Annotated in this window: 11 protein-coding genes; 7 read left to right on the forward strand and 4 right to left on the reverse strand. The window is 59.2% G+C overall.

Annotated features, from left to right (window positions below; all coding sequences use genetic code 11):
• Window position 1: 1 nt before the first annotated feature.
• Entirely contained in the window at window positions 2-1702 is a 1701-nt protein-coding gene (aspT, locus tag ACR0J5_RS18065) for an aspartate-alanine antiporter (protein WP_480655853.1), read from the reverse strand.
• A gap of 284 nt (window positions 1703-1986) precedes the next feature.
• Here aspT and ACR0J5_RS18070 point away from each other — a divergent pair, with 284 nt between their 5' ends.
• Window positions 1987-3480: a cryptochrome/photolyase family protein gene (locus ACR0J5_RS18070; protein WP_480655855.1), complete on the forward strand. Its 1494-nt coding sequence runs from the start codon at window positions 1987-1989 to the stop codon at window positions 3478-3480.
• Window positions 3481-3490: 10 nt separating this feature from the next.
• Here ACR0J5_RS18070 and pdxR read toward each other — a convergent pair whose 3' ends face one another.
• The gene (pdxR, locus tag ACR0J5_RS18075; protein WP_480655857.1) at window positions 3491-4924 is read right to left on the reverse strand and encodes a MocR-like pyridoxine biosynthesis transcription factor PdxR; all 1434 of its coding nucleotides are present in this window, start codon (window positions 4922-4924) and stop codon (window positions 3491-3493) included.
• A gap of 61 nt (window positions 4925-4985) precedes the next feature.
• Between pdxR and ACR0J5_RS18080 the strand changes: the two genes are divergently transcribed.
• The 6 genes from ACR0J5_RS18080 (at window position 4986) to ACR0J5_RS18105 (ending at window position 11072) form a co-directional block, all read left to right on the forward strand.
• Window positions 4986-5636, forward strand: a complete 651-nt coding sequence (locus ACR0J5_RS18080; RefSeq protein WP_480655859.1) for a pyridoxamine 5'-phosphate oxidase family protein — start codon at window positions 4986-4988, stop codon at window positions 5634-5636.
• Between the two features lie 9 nt (window positions 5637-5645).
• The gene (locus tag ACR0J5_RS18085) at window positions 5646-6392 is read left to right on the forward strand and encodes a pyridoxine 5'-phosphate synthase (RefSeq protein ID WP_480655861.1); all 747 of its coding nucleotides are present in this window, start codon (window positions 5646-5648) and stop codon (window positions 6390-6392) included.
• Between the two features lie 462 nt (window positions 6393-6854).
• On the forward strand, window positions 6855-8096 hold the full coding sequence (locus ACR0J5_RS18090) for an ABC transporter substrate-binding protein (protein WP_480656114.1): 1242 nt from the start codon (window positions 6855-6857) through the stop codon (window positions 8094-8096).
• Window positions 8097-8178: 82 nt separating this feature from the next.
• Window positions 8179-9072, forward strand: a complete 894-nt coding sequence (locus tag ACR0J5_RS18095; RefSeq protein ID WP_480655863.1) for a carbohydrate ABC transporter permease — start codon at window positions 8179-8181, stop codon at window positions 9070-9072.
• Window positions 9072-9953 (forward strand): carbohydrate ABC transporter permease, encoded by an 882-nt coding sequence (locus ACR0J5_RS18100; RefSeq protein WP_480655865.1) that lies wholly within the window; start codon window positions 9072-9074, stop codon window positions 9951-9953. The genes ACR0J5_RS18095 and ACR0J5_RS18100 overlap by 1 nt, the downstream gene beginning before the upstream one ends.
• A gap of 6 nt (window positions 9954-9959) precedes the next feature.
• On the forward strand, window positions 9960-11072 hold the full coding sequence (locus ACR0J5_RS18105) for an ABC transporter ATP-binding protein (RefSeq protein ID WP_480655867.1): 1113 nt from the start codon (window positions 9960-9962) through the stop codon (window positions 11070-11072).
• Here the strand turns inward: ACR0J5_RS18105 and ACR0J5_RS18110 are convergent.
• Window positions 11062-13314, reverse strand: a complete 2253-nt coding sequence (locus tag ACR0J5_RS18110) for a CHASE2 domain-containing protein (protein WP_480655869.1) — start codon at window positions 13312-13314, stop codon at window positions 11062-11064. The two genes, ACR0J5_RS18105 and ACR0J5_RS18110, sit on opposite strands and share 11 nt — an antisense overlap.
• 24 nt (window positions 13315-13338) lie before the next feature.
• Window positions 13339-14214, reverse strand: coding sequence for a FecR family protein (locus ACR0J5_RS18115; protein WP_480655871.1), 876 nt, complete (start codon window positions 14212-14214; stop codon window positions 13339-13341).
• Between the last annotated feature and the right edge of the window lie 607 nt (window positions 14215-14821).

Here is a 14821-nt window from a genome sequence, read left to right on the forward strand (position 1 = left end):
CTTAGGGTACGAAGGCCACGACCAAAGGCCCCCACAGCGTCAGGAAGATATTCGCCACCGCATAGGTCATGGTGAAGGCGGGTGTTGGTGTCGCGTTCCCGGTTTTCTCCAACAAGGTTGCAAAGCCCGGATTGCCCGAGCGCGATCCGGTCACCACGGCGCAGGCTTCGACCGGGTTCTTGATCCGCAGCGCGAAGTAATTGATCGGGAATTGCACGATCATTGGCATCAGCGTGACAACCACACCCAGCAGCAACAGGATGATGCCGTATTCCTGAATGGCCTGCAGCGCCGGTTTGCCCGCGTTCAGGCCGACAACGCCGACAAAGACCGCAAGGCCAAAGCTTTGCAGGAAATTCGCGGCACCGCGGTTGATGCCGCCGATCTTGGGGCGGCGAATGCGCAGGTAGCCGATGATCAACCCGGTCACCAGACAGCCCAGCCCGGACCCCAGCGCCACTTTGGTGCCTGCAATGACAAAGCTGATCTCACCGATCAGATAGCCGACAGCCACACCGATCCCCAGCGCGATGAAGTTGGTGACCGAGGCGGCGGGTGGAACGTAGCCTGCCACTTTCGACACCCGGTTCAGGTCGTCTTTGTGACCAACGATGCTGAGCTCATCTCCGGCGTGAATTTCGGTATTATGCAGCACAGGAACGTCGTGCCCCATGCGCGTGATCTTTGAGATATGAACCCCGCGCCGCTGATCGGCGGTCAGAGCCTCTCGCAGTTCGCTCAGGGTTTTTCCGGTCAGCTTGCGGTTGGTGACAACCACGTTGCGGCGTTCTTCGACCACGGTCAGCTCGGGCGGGTATTCCCCGATCTCACCGCTGGCGGTGCCTTCGAACTGGGTTAGCGTTGTCACCAGCGCAGAGACGACAATCACGTCACCCGCGTTCACAACAGTCTCGGGCGTCGGCTCAACCGGGGCACCGTCCTGCAGCAGCTTTTCGACAATCAGATCGCCGTCATACCCGCCCTCGATGGCGGTCACAGACTGTCCGGCGATCGCCGCATCGGCGTTGACCTGATAGGCGCGCGCGTCGAACCGGTTCATTGGAAGGAACTCACCTTCCTCAAGCTTGCGACCACCCCCGCTGAGCTTTTGGGCCAGTTTGATCGCCTCTTGCCGCAGGTCGACGCGCATGATGATCGGGATGACGCTGACCGCGAGGATCGGGCCGATTGAGCCAAAGATATAGGTTACCGAATAGCCGACCGCGATGTTGGTTTTTAGCTTTTCGGCTTCATCCGCGGCCAACCCCAGCAGATCGATGGCGTTACCGGCGGTGCCGATGATGGCCGATTGGGTCAGCCCTCCGGCGGCCAGCCCGGCGGCCAGACCTTTGTCCAACCCGGCCAGACGGGCCACGACGATGACGAAGAACAGCCCCCATAGCGTCATCATGAAAGCAGCCAGCAGCTTGGTCAGCGCAGTGCGGTTCAGCGCGGCAAAGAATTGCGGCCCGCCATTATAGCCGACCATGAAGATGAACAGCGAAAAGAACACGTTCTGAACATCGGTGCTGAGGGTGATACCGCCGATCTGCCCGACGAACACCGCCACCAGCAGCGTCCCGGCAATACCGCCCAGTTCGAATTTGCCGACGCGGAATTTGCCGACGCCATATCCCAGGCCCAGACACAGGAAAAGCGCCATGATTGGAAAGGCGCGGAGCTGTTCAGTGATCAATTCCATCTTGAAACCTCCATGTCAAAGTCTGGCCGACAAGGCAGCGCCTCAGAACGCTGAAAACAATTGAAATATTGGTTTAGTGTACTGGCGCTAGGGTAAGCATCCGCCTTGCAGTCTGTCAAATTGTCATTTGTGCCAATGGGTTGACCAATGAGAGTGCCTGTATCAAGGCGGTTGAACAAAACACGGCTTCGAGGGCGCTGTTTCCGCCAGAGATCGGAATTTCCGGTTGCCCCGGGCACGGACCGGGATACCTAGGCCGCTAGACCAAGTTGCAAGGGTATCTTTTGACATCCGCCACCCTCATCCTGCCCAATCAGCTTTTTGCCGATCACCCCGGATTGTCGGACAAGACCCGGCGTCTGGTTCTATTCGAAGACCCGCTGTTTTTCGATGACGCCATCTATGCGGCGCGGATGCACAAGCAAAAGCTGTGGCTGCATCGCGCCAGTATGATGCGGTACTGCCAAAACCTGCTGGCCCGGGGCTTTGAGGCCGAAATCCATGGCTATGAAAGGCACGCGGAGGCAGCGCTGCGTCTGTTCCGACGTTTGGCGCGCGATGGGATGACGCAGCTGGTCATGGCGGACCCCGTTGATTTCCTCATTGAAAAACGTCTGCGGTGGGCGGCGGATCAGACGGGTCTCCATCTGGACATGCGCCCCTCGCCGGGCTTTCTGAATACGAAACCCGAAAATGAGGCATGGATCAAAACACGCAAACGGTGGTTCATGGCCGAGTTCTACAAAAGCCAGCGGCGGCGCTTGGGCGTGCTGATGGAGGGCGATCAACCCGAAGGCGGACAGTGGAGCTTTGATGAGGAGAACCGCAAGAAAGTTCCCAAAAAGCTGCTTGGCTCTTTGCCCTGGATCGACTGGCCTACGCATGACGCCATAGACCGGGCCGCCGCAGACAGCGTCATGACTGACTTCCCGGGCGCGCCAGGTTCATTGGACACGCTGTATTATCCGACATCCCACCGGGCCGCCGCCGCGTGGTTGCAACAGTTTCTGGAACGTCGGTTTGACCGCTTTGGCGATTATGAGGACGCGATTGTCGAAGGTGAAAGCTGGCTGTGGCATTCGGTTTTGACCCCCGCGCTCAACATCGGGTTGCTGACGCCGAAACAGGTCCTGGATGCAACGCTGGAGCATGCGCAGAAGCGGTCCGTGCCGTTGAATTCGGTTGAGGGCTTTGTGCGTCAGATCATCGGTTGGCGCGAATTCATGCGCGCAACCTACGAAGATCTGGGCGTGCAGATGCGGACGACCAACCATTGGGGCCATCACCGCCGGATGCCCGCGTCGTTTTATGATGGCACAACCGGCATCGCACCGATTGACGACACCATCGGGCGTGTGTTGCAGACGGGCTATTGCCATCACATCGAACGCCTGATGGTTCTGGGCGGCTTCATGTTTCTGTGCGAGATCGACCCCGACGATGTCTATCGCTGGTTCATGGAGATGTTCGTGGACAGCTACGATTGGGTCATGGTCCCGAATGTCTACGCGATGAGCCAGCACGCAGATGGGGGGCTGATCACCACCAAACCCTATTTTTCGGGCTCAAACTATGTCCGCAAGATGAGCCATTGGACCGCAGGCCCTTGGGCCGAGGTCTGGGATGGTCTGTATTGGCGGTTCATCTTCAAACACGCAGACAGTCTTGGGCGCAATCCGCGCTGGGCGATGATGTGCAGAACCGCGATGCGGATGCCGGCAGAGACCCGCGAAAAGCATCTTAGCAGAGCCGAGGCTTTTCTGGCCGGTCTCCAGTAGGCCAACGCACCTACCGGCAGGCCCTGAGGACTGAGATCAGGTGTTGTGACGCCTTCGACAGCGTGTCCTCGTCAAAACCGGCATAGCCAAGCAACAAACCCTGCACCTTGTCCGGCAGCACGCAATGGGAAGACAACGCGCTGACGCGCAGCCCGCGTTTCTCGGCTTGCTGACTGACATGCTGATCCCACAGCGCGTCGCATGGTCCCTTTGGCAGGACGCAGAGATGCATGCCGGACGAATCCGGTTGCAGGTCAAGCAGGTCCGAGGCTGGGGTCATCGACTCAAGCAGATGGGTTTGACGCTTGGCATAGACCCGCCGCATGCGGCGCAGGTGCAGGGCGAATTCTCCGCTATCCATGAAACTTGCCAATGCAGGTTGCGGTATCAATGACGCCCGGGCGCCAACCTTGCCAAGATACCCTTTGGCTTGGTCCATCAGGCGTTTCGGAAGCACCATGTACCCGATCCTCAGCGCCGGGCTGACCAACTTGGAAAAGCTGCCAAGATAGATCGTGTTGTCCAGACCATCGAGCCCGGACAGGGAAGGCAGCGGTTGCCCGCGATAGCGGAACTCGCTGTCATAGTCATCCTCGATCACCACGGCCCCGGCGGTTCTGGCCCAATCCAGCAGGGCGATGCGCCGCGATACCGGCAGGCTGGTGCCGGTTGGATAATGCCGGGACGGGGTGACGACGGTGGCCTGCGTTGCCTGCGGGATGCGCACTGCGTCCAACCCGTTGTCGTCGATGCGAACGGGGCAGGCGGTGTTGCCGGTGTCCGACAGGATCGTGTGCAGCTTGGGCCAGCAGGGGTCCTCGACCGCGATCTGTTTGCCCGCGCCAAGCAGCCCGTGAAAAATCACCTCGAACGCCTCGCGCGCACCTGATGTGATCACAACCTGTCCGGGATCGCAGGGCAAGTGCCGCCAGGCGGCCAGGTGATCGGCTATCGCTTCGCGCAGGGGGTACCATCCCAATGGGTCCGGGCGCGCCAGCAAACCCGCCGTTGGCGCGCGCCAGGCCCGTTCCAAGTGGCGCGCCCATTGCCGATGCGGCAGCAGCGCCTGATCCGGCAGTCCGGTTTGAAACGGCCGCCAGTTCTGCGCCACCGGTCCTGCGGGGCGTGGGATGGGCTGGGGTTGGGACAGATGGGTAATCTCACTGGCGATGAAGGTGCCGCTGCCTTGCCTCGTGATCAGGTAGCCTTCGCTGATCATCTGGTCATAGACCGCCTGCACCGTTGTGCGCGAGATCGAAAGCTCGGACGCCAGCGCCCGGCTTGATGGCAAACGCCCCCCCGCCAAAGCCGGAGCGCCAGAGACTAGGGCACGCAGCTTTTCCAGCAATTGGGCCTGCAGGGACAGAGACTGTGACCCGTCCAGCGAGATCGCGAACAGGTCGCGATGCAAATTGGCCTTAGAAAATTTTTCAGAATTGGACATTTGAAAACATCCAATATGGGGTCATTACCGCCATAGCAAGATCAAAACCCGAGCGACGACCATGACCGACACACTTGAGATCACCGACAAAACGCGCCTGCGCCGCTCTCATCAGCGGGGACATTTTGACCGCACGACAATCAACGCCATTCTGGACGCGCAGCCGATGTGCAGCGTGGGGTATGTGATTGATGGTGCGCCTTTCGTGACGCCAACGCTGCAATGGCGTGAAGGCGATCATGTGTACTGGCACGGATCATCCGCCAGCCGCGCGTTGCGCAAATCGCGTGACACGCAGGTCTGTCTGTCTGTCGCGATTCTGGATGGCTTTGTTCTGGCGCGGTCCGGGATGCACCATTCGGTCAATTCACGCTCGGTCACCTTGTTTGGGACAGCGTTCAAGATCGAGGACCCTGCGCAAAAGCTTGCGAAGCTGGGGCGCTTTGTCAACGGCTTGTTCCCGGGCCGGTATGAGGGACTGCGCCCGGATTATGAGCAAGACCTGAAGGCGACGATGGTGCTGGGCATGGAAATCACCGAAGGCAGCGCGAAAATCCGCACCGGTGGTCCGATTGATGAGGACGAGGATTACGACCTGCCGATTTGGGCGGGCGTCATTCCGGTGCGCACCACGGTCGGAGAGCCGATCCCCGACCCGCGCAACCTTGAGGGCGTTGCCATGCCCGACCACGTTCAGTCGTTCAAACTGTAAGGCGCGGCCATGACTCATCTGTCAGTGAACCTGAACGTCGCCGCTTTGCTGAGGAACCGGCGGGACCATCCCTGGCCGGATATCCTCGATCTGGCGCGGATTGCCCTGAACGCGGGCGCGGTCGGTGTCACCGTGCACCCCCGCCTGGATGAACGCCACACCCGCGCCGACGACGTACGCGCGTTACGTGGTTTTCTGGATGCAGAGTTTCCCGACCGGGAGCTGAATGTCGAAGGTTACCCCGACGCGCGCTTTTTGGCGCTGGTCCACGACGTACGCGCGGATCAGGTGACGCTTGTGCCGGACGATCCGGCACAGGCGACCAGCGACCATGGCTGGGACTTTGGCGCAGACGGGGCGATGCTTGCCGATGTTATTGCCGGGTTGAAACAGAACGGCCACCGGGTGTCTGTTTTCGCCGACCCCGAGGTCAGCCATATGGCGCAGGCCGCCCTGACCGGGACAGATCGGGTCGAACTTTACACCGGCCCGTTCGGCAGTGCCTATGACGACCCGGCGGCAGAAGCGCGCGAACTTGAGCGTCTGGCCCAAGCGACCGCCGCGGCCGAGGCGCAGGGCCTTGAGGTCAATGCCGGGCATGACCTGACGGTTCAGGGGCTGCGGAAACTGACCGCTCGGGTGCCGTCGATTTCCGAAGTCTCCATCGGTCACGCCCTGTTTTGTGATGCGCTGACCTTTGGCATGGCCGAAACCGTGCGGCGATATTTGACGTCTTGCGGACAACACAACATCTGATACGGATCAAAAAACAGCTCCACCAGCGGCCCCTTGCCAAAGGGGCTGTTTTGGAGTCCGGCGCCATGGACGCGATAACCATCTGGCGCATTTTTGCCTGTGAATTGTGAAATTGGCGTTCAAAATGCTGGACGAAACCGTTTTAGTGTCCAATGATGGCGTTAACATTCTGTTGCTGTATCATATCCACTTGCCGCGAAACGATGCAAAAAATAAGGCGGGTATGATCTGGGGCAGCATGTAAATAAAAGACTTTCTTGCTGTGAGCTCGACGAAAGTTAACTAACTGGTTAGATAAGAGCGGGAGACTCGCAAGAGCCTGGAGGACAAGACGCTAAATAATCGGTAGCCTTGTGGAACGGGAACGCCCGGCCGCGGCAGAAATCGCCAGGTAAAAGAGCGCGTCAGAACGCGCCCAAAGACAAAAAGATCGCATTTAGGGAGGAAACGATAATGCGTAAAATGCTGAAAACAAAATCGGTCATTGTGGCTGGGCTGCTGTGTACGTCCAGCCTTGCGCAGGCCGAAGAGGTAGAGGTTCTGCACTGGTGGACCTCGGGCGGTGAGGCTGCCGCGCTGAACGTTCTGAAAGATGACCTGTCAGGTCAGGGTGTTGGCTGGACCGACATGCCGGTTGCTGGCGGCGGGGGTGAGCAGGCGATGACAGTGCTGCGCGCCCGTGTGACCGCTGGCAACGCGCCGACGGCGGTGCAGGGTCTGGGCTTTGACATTCAGGACTGGGCCGCGCAGGGCGCGTTGGCCGATCTGAACGAGGTGGCCGCGCAGGAAGGCTGGGATGAGGTTGTGCCTGACGCGCTGAAGGCGTTTGCCAAGCATGATGGCAAATGGGTCTCGGCCCCGGTGAACGTGCATTCGACCAACTGGGTTTGGGCCAACAAGGCGGTTCTGGACGCAAACGGCATCGCACAGCCGACCAACTGGGATGAGTTCGTCGCCGCCGTTGAAGCTCTGAGCGCCGCCGGTGTGACGCCCATCGCCCATGGCGGTCAGGCGTGGCAGGACGCGACCGTGTTCGACGCGATCGTCATGTCGACGCTGGGCCCGGACGGCTACAAGGCGGCCTTTATCGATCTCGACGAAGACACTCTGGGCGGTGACGCCATGAAAGAGGCGTTCGACCGCATGTCCTTTATCGCCGCCAATGTTGACGAAAACTTCTCGGGCCGCGACTGGAACCTTGCCACTGCGATGGTGATCAACGGTGAGGCCGGGTTCCAGATGATGGGCGACTGGGCCAAGGGCGAATTCCTGAACGCGGGTAAAACGCCGGGCGAAGATTTCCTGTGCTTCCGCTTCCCGGGCACGCAGGATCAGGTGACGTTCAATGCCGACCAGTTCATGATGTTCGATCAGGGCGGCGCGGTTTCGGCTGAGCAGGCGGCGCTGGCCAGCGCGATCCTGTCGCCGTCGTTCCAGTCGGCGTTCAACGTGGTCAAGGGCTCGGTCCCGGCGCGTACCGATGTCAGCGACGCGGATTTTGATGCCTGCGGCAAGCAGGGCATGAAGGATCTGGCGGCGGCTGCGGCCTCGGGCAATCTTTTCGGGTCAATGGCCCATGGCCACGCGGCACCGGCTTCGGTCAAGAACGCGATTTATGACGTCGTGACGGCGCATTTCAACGGCGAGTATGACAGCGAAACCGCTGTGGTCGAATTGGTCGACGCCGTTTCGATCGCCAAGTGATCTTTTGATCCTCGGGGTGGGGTAATTGCCCCATCCCACGAGGGCGATCTACGTCTCAACACCACTCGCAGGAGGGCGCGCCATGGCTGTTTCGGCCGACGCGGATTTCAAGACACGCCTTCAGAACTGGATTCCCAAACTGGTCCTGTCACCGTCGCTGGCGATGATGTTGGTCTTTGTCTACGGGTTCATTCTGTTCTCGGTCTACCTGTCCTTTACCGACAGTCGTATTCTGCCAACCTATGGCTGGGTCGGCTGGGAGAATTATGACAAGCTGTGGCGGCTAAGCCATTGGGAAATCTCGTTGAAGAACATGGGGATTTTCGCGGGGCTCTATATTGTCATTTGCACCGCTATCGGGTTGGGGCTGGCGATTTTCCTCGATCAGAAAATCCGGGGCGAAGGGTTGCTGCGCCCAATTTACCTGTACCCCATGGCGCTGAGCTTTATCGTCACCGGCACCGCATGGAAGTGGTTTCTGGACCCGGGTATCGGGTTGGAAAACGTCATGCACACATGGGGCTGGACCAGTTTTGAATTCGACTGGATCAAGAACCGCGACTTTGCGATCTATACGGTTGTTCTGGCCGCGGTCTGGCAGACCAGTGGCTTTGTCATGGCGATGTTCCTGGCGGGCCTGCGTGGGATCGACAATGAAATCCTGCGCGCGGCGCAAATGGATGGGGCGTCGAACTGGAACCTCTATCGCCGCATCATCATCCCGCAGTTACGTCCGGCGTTTTTGTCGGCTTTCGTGATCCTCAGTCACCTTGCAATCAAGACCTTTGACCTTGTGATCGCTTTGACGGGTGGTGGGCCGGGTCGTGCGACTGAACTGCCCGCTACTTTCATGTATTCCTACACCTTCACGCGGAACCAGATGGGGATCGGTGCAGCCTCGGCCACGATCATGCTGATGACCATCGCGGCGATTATGATCCCCTATCTCTACGCTGAATTGCGGGAGAAACGCTGATGTCCCAAGCCACTCAGGATACCGCAATCCGCACCGGCCGCGTCACGCGTACGCTGATCTATCTGGTGCTGCTGCTATTTGCCTTGTTCTACATGTTGCCGCTTTATGTGATGCTGGTGAATTCGGTCAAACCGCTGGAGGAGATCACCGGCGGTGGCATGATGGACCTGCCGCAGGCCTTCACGATTGAGCCCTGGCTCAAGGCGTGGTCCTCGGCTCAGATCGGTGTCGATCCGACCGGGTTGAAGCCCTATTTCTGGAACTCGATCAAGATGGTGGTTCCGGCTGTGATGGTCTCGACCATTTTGGGCGCGCTGAATGGGTATGTGCTGACCAAGTGGCGGTTCAAGTATGACACTATCCTGTTCGGATTGATGTTGTTTGCCTGTTTCATCCCGTTTCAGATCGTCCTGATCCCCATGGCGCGGATGTTGGGTATCATCGGTCTGGCGGGTACCACCTGGGGTCTGGCACTGGTGCACGTGGTCTATGGGATCGGGTTCACCACGCTGTATTTCCGCAACTATTACGCCGTTTTCCCGACCGAGTTGATCCGTGCGGCACAAATCGACGGCGCCGGGTTCTTTCAGATTTTCTGGCGCATCCTGCTGCCCAGTTCCGGGCCGATCGCGGTGGTTTCGATCATCTGGCAATTCACCAATATCTGGAATGACTTTCTGTTCGGGGCGTCCTTTGCCGATGCCAACAGTCAGCCGATGACCGTGGCGCTGAACAACCTTGTGCAGTCGTCCACGGGGGTAAAGGAATACAACGTTCATTTTGCAGGTGCCATTCTGGCGGCCCTGCCAACTCTACTCGTCTATATCGTGGCCGGTCGGTACTTTGTCCGCGGCCTGATGGCGGGTTCGGTGAAAGGATAAGACCTGATGGGTTTTCTGGACATAGATAACGCGACCAAATCCTACGGGTCGGTCGAGGTGCTGCACAAGGTCGACATCTCGGTGCAAGAGGGTGAGTTTCTGGTGCTGGTCGGGCCGTCAGGCTGTGGCAAATCCACCCTGCTGAACATGATCGCGGGGTTGGAAGAGATCACCAGCGGCGAAATCCGCATCAAGGAACAGGTGATGAACGGGGTCCACCCGTCAAACCGCAACATCGCCATGGTGTTCCAAAGCTATGCTTTGTATCCCAATATGACCGTGGGTCAGAACATCACCTTTGGGCTTGAGATGCACGGCGTGCCCAAGGCTGATCGGGACAAGGCGATGAAAGAGGTCGCCAAGCTGCTGCAGATCGAACAGTTGCTGGATCGCAAACCCGGCCAGTTATCCGGGGGGCAGCGTCAGCGTGTTGCGATGGGCCGTGCATTGGTGCGCAACCCGGATGTGTTCCTGTTTGATGAGCCCCTGTCCAACCTCGACGCCAAGCTGCGCGTCGACATGCGAACCGAGATCAAGAAGCTGCACCAGAACCTCGGCACCACCATCGTCTACGTGACCCATGACCAGATCGAGGCGATGACCCTGTCCAGCCGCATCGCCGTGATGAACGGCGGATACGTTCAACAACTGGGCACGCCACAGGAAATCTATGACACGCCTGCCAACATCTTCGTGGCAACTTTCATGGGTTCACCCGCCATGAATGTGGTGCCCGCAAAGGTGGTGGTGCTGAATGGCCGTCCGCATGCCGAGGTGGCCATACACGATGGATCGATGGCGCAACTGCCGTTCAGTCAGGACAATCTGGCCGCATGGGATGGCCGTGACATTCTGCTGGGCATCCGGCCCGAGACGATCACGGATATGGATGGGGCGGACCGCAAGTCCTCGAACATCGCGCAGATGACCAATCGGATCGTTGTGACGGAACCCGCCGGATCGGACACGTTTGTGTCGATGACGCTTGGGGGGAAGGATGTCATTGCTCGCATGCGCTCGGACGCCGAGGTTGCGCCGGGGCAGGATTTTGCGTTCGCCGTGAATATGGAAAAAGCTGTGGCTTTTGACCCGGAAACTGAAATGCGGATCACTCCGTGACTTTCGTTGAGGTCGAGGGGTCACCCTCTCGGCCTTGATGACTGAAGATCAGTTGCGTTGACTGAACATCGGATCGGAAATCGGCGGTTCGGCCAGACAGCGCGTGGTAGAACTGCACAAGGCCCGGCTCGACCTGTTGCGCCTGTGCAAGGCAGTCTTCGCACAGATGCTCAACCTGATCGTGGGGCAGGCGATTTCGGATCGCTGTGATCAGCTTGGCGTGAGAGACTTCAAGCTTTTGGAAGGCGGGTGTGGCCAGCAGGTTTTTATCGCCGACCAGAACAAACACAGGCTCCAGATCAGACCGCCCCTTGAGGTGCACAAATCCGGCCTCAAGCATCGCCATGTCATCTCGGGTTTTGTCGTGAACCGAGTTCGAGACGACAATGTCATAATCCACATGGCGGCAGCTCTGCTCGATCCGGGCGGCGACATTTACCACATCGCCGATCACCGTGTAGTTGAACCGGCGCTTGGACCCGATATTGCCAACACAGGCCAAACCCGTCGCACACCCGGTTGCCAACGCGATGGGCGGACGCCCCTTCATCACGTCAGATGCGTTGAAGGCCACCAGTGCCTGTCGCATCAGCAATGCGGCTTGCGCGGCGCGGCAGGGGTGATCTTCGACCGGCAGGGGCGCATTCCAAAAGGCCATCACCGCGTCGCCGATGAATTTGTCGATCGTGCCTCTTTCCTGCAGAATTTCATCGCCCAGCTGCGAAAACAACTGGTTGAGCAGGGCAACCAGATCGGTCGCCGAGACGGACTCGGACAGGGGTGTAAAGCCGCGAATATCCGAGAACATCACGGTGATTTCCTGCGTCTCACCCCCCAGTTGCAACTGATGGCCCGAGCCCTCCATCTCGTCCAGAATCTCGGGCGCGACATAGTGGGAAAAGATCTGACGGATCACCCGTTTTTCCCGCTCGGTCGTGATGAACAGATACCCCGCCAGCAACCCGAAATTCGCCATACCGCCCATCAGCGGAAAGGTGACGTCAAACAGAACAAGCTGGTTGCGAAAGGCCAGCCAACTGATCCCAAGCACCACCGCGGCCGATGCCCCGCCCGCCACGAACGAGGCGACCGCGCCAAACCGCGCCATCACGGCCGTGACGACGATGCCCAGAGTGATAAAGGACAAAAGCTCAAGCGCGGCGGTCACGTCCGACCGGCTGAGCATTTCGCCGGTCAGGATCTGCTCCAGCAATTGCGCGTGTATTGAGACACCGGGGACGGATTCCCCTAATGCCGTCTGGTGCATATCAAACAAACCGGCGGCTGAAGTGCCGACAAGGATAATCCTGCCTTCGATCTGTTCACGCAGTACAGGATCGTCCGGTGCCTGCATGATGTCATTGGCCGACAGATACAGGTCGGGATCGTCGCGCCGGTACCGCACCCAAACTTCGCCGTTTTCGGTGGTGGGCAGTCGGAAATCGCCAATTTCCAGCGCCAGCATAATCCCGGCTTCGTCTGGCGTGCCTTCGGCGATGATGATGGATTCACCCATCGCAACCCGAAGCGCCTCGATCCCCAGGCCGGGCAGGGCCCCGTTTGGGCCGCCCCACAACACTGGAACCCGCCGAATGATCCCCGTGCCCCCGAGGGGTGAGACATTGACCCCGCCAATGCCCGCCGCGTTGATTTCCAGTGGTGGGGCAGACGGTGTCCAATGAGGGACCGAGACCAGCCCGGCAGTCGGTGCTTCGCCAATCTCGATAAGTCCGGCCTTGGCTGTCGTCGCTGTGCCATTGCCGGTTTGCCGGGCCGCCGCACCCAGCACGACGGGCCAATTGGCGATTTCCGATGCAAACAGGATGTCATTGTCCAGCGTAGCGGCCTGACTGTCGCCGGACAGAAGACCGGCAAGGCTGGGATCTTTGAGAAGCCGTGCGGGCGAGAACCTGTCGGGTTCGACGAACAGCATGTCAAAGGCGATGGCCGCTGCGCCATGTTCCCCGAGATTTTGAACCATTTGCGCCAACAGGGTACGTGGCCATGGCCACTGACCCCAGCTCTCAAGCGATTGTTCATCGATATCCACCACCCGCACCGGCAGGTCCGGGTTATACTCCCGCGGAGACATGCGTTGCAGAATGTCGAAATAGATGAGGCGCGTCATGCGCACGGGGTAGGGGTCGATCACTCGAATGAAACACCCAAACAGGATCAGACCAAGCCCCACCAGTTGAAAGCCACGGTGTCGCCCGGTTCGTTCTTTGGGCTTTCGGGTCACGTTTGCCTCCGAAATTCCGGTGGTTTAGCCGCCGTTGCCGCCATTGCCACCTGCAGCGCCGCTTCCGGGACTACCGCCAAAGCCGCCGGTGCTGCCGCTACCGATCGTGCCGCCACTGCCCGGACCACCGCTGCCAGAGCCGCCACCTATCGAACCGCCGCGCCCGTCTCCGCTACCGCTGCCGCCTCCGATATTGCCGCCAGTGCCGTTCCCGCTGCCAGTGCCGCCACCGATACTGCCACCATTGCCGCTTCCTGTAGGTCCATCTGCGGGGGATGGGGACTCGCCCGGAGACGCGCTAGCCTCGGCGCTTTGCACGCCGGATTGCTCTGGATCGGGACGGCGATCTTCCGAACGCTGCGGTGGCGGGGGCAGGGTGTCTGTCCCGCATCCACCGACGTCTATCTGCAAGGGAACCAGTAACTCTTCCTGCGCGCGGACAAACGGAAACCCGGTATCCAGCGCCTTGTCATAGCTTTCGCGATCAACTGGACGCCCGACATTTCCGGCCTGCGTCGTGGCCAAAAGACTGCATTGGCGACCTGCCTCACGGCAGGTCCCGCTTTGGCCGCACATCTCAACACGCCCCTGCAGGACCAGCATCGCGCTTTGCGTGCCCGGGACGACCCACAGATCAAAGGTGGTGCCCCGCACGGCCATGGTCGCGGTCGGTGTCTGAATGGAATAGGCGCGCTTTTTGCTTTTGCCCGAGATGAACCGGAAACTGCCGCCTAGGGCCTGAACGGCAAAGCTCTTGGCTTTACGGTTGCCGCGCAGCATCGTTACGTCCAGCATCATACGCGCATTCGGACCGATGGCGATCTTGGTTTCATCCACGAAAAGCAGTTGCACAACGCCGTTTCTGTCAGTCGAGATTGCATCCCCAGATGCAACATCCATCCCCGCTCGCAAAGCCTGAGATTTTCCGTCACGCGTGATTTGGGCACCCTGTTTGACACCAATGACCGTTCCAATATCGGCGATGCCTTGCGCTGGAAAAACTAAGAAACAACAGAAAACAAATAACACTTTAAACCAAGCCAAACCCACCGGTATTCCCCCACATAATGGTTCCACGCGCATCGCGCCCGCCGCTCGGTTCTGTGCCTCTATTTATTCAATCCATTGAAATGGTTTTTAATAAATATATGCAAATATGCCTTAAAACCTGCATGTTTGGCAAGTTTTGTCTGATTGCAGGGCCCGCCCGTCGTGCGGGAATGCCCGCGTGGTTCAGAAAGTTTCGCCGTACAACACCGTCCTTTCGCGAGGCAAGGCCCGGCTTTTGGTCTTATTCGGGACCCGCAACCTTTGGCATCCTTCGACCATGTAACGGTGCAAACAAGTTTCCTCTTCTTTGCCATTTAACCGAAGCCATGGGCGGGTAGGTGACGCGAAAAGCCCCGCCAAGCCTGCCGCAAAACCCGGGCCAACCGGTGCGTTTTCAAAGGGTTTGCATCGCCCGGCAAAAAAATCAGAACACTGCAGAATTGACCTTGTGTTTCCG

Source organism: Ruegeria sp. BE1, assembly GCF_056538885.1.

Coding starts and splice junctions, on each gene's coding strand:
- ACR0J5_RS18115 (WP_480655871.1), bottom strand. CDS start 14,214: ATGGATGTTGCATCTGGGGATGCAATCTCGACTGACAGAAACGGCGTT.
- ACR0J5_RS18105 (WP_480655867.1), top strand. CDS start 9,960: ATGGGTTTTCTGGACATAGATAACGCGACCAAATCCTACGGGTCGGTC.
- pdxR (WP_480655857.1), bottom strand. CDS start 4,924: ATGTCCAATTCTGAAAAATTTTCTAAGGCCAATTTGCATCGCGACCTG.
- ACR0J5_RS18085 (WP_480655861.1), top strand. CDS start 5,646: ATGACTCATCTGTCAGTGAACCTGAACGTCGCCGCTTTGCTGAGGAAC.
- ACR0J5_RS18095 (WP_480655863.1), top strand. CDS start 8,179: ATGGCTGTTTCGGCCGACGCGGATTTCAAGACACGCCTTCAGAACTGG.
- ACR0J5_RS18090 (WP_480656114.1), top strand. CDS start 6,855: ATGCTGAAAACAAAATCGGTCATTGTGGCTGGGCTGCTGTGTACGTCC.
- ACR0J5_RS18080 (WP_480655859.1), top strand. CDS start 4,986: ATGACCGACACACTTGAGATCACCGACAAAACGCGCCTGCGCCGCTCT.
- ACR0J5_RS18100 (WP_480655865.1), top strand. CDS start 9,072: ATGTCCCAAGCCACTCAGGATACCGCAATCCGCACCGGCCGCGTCACG.
- aspT (WP_480655853.1), bottom strand. CDS start 1,702: ATGGAATTGATCACTGAACAGCTCCGCGCCTTTCCAATCATGGCGCTT.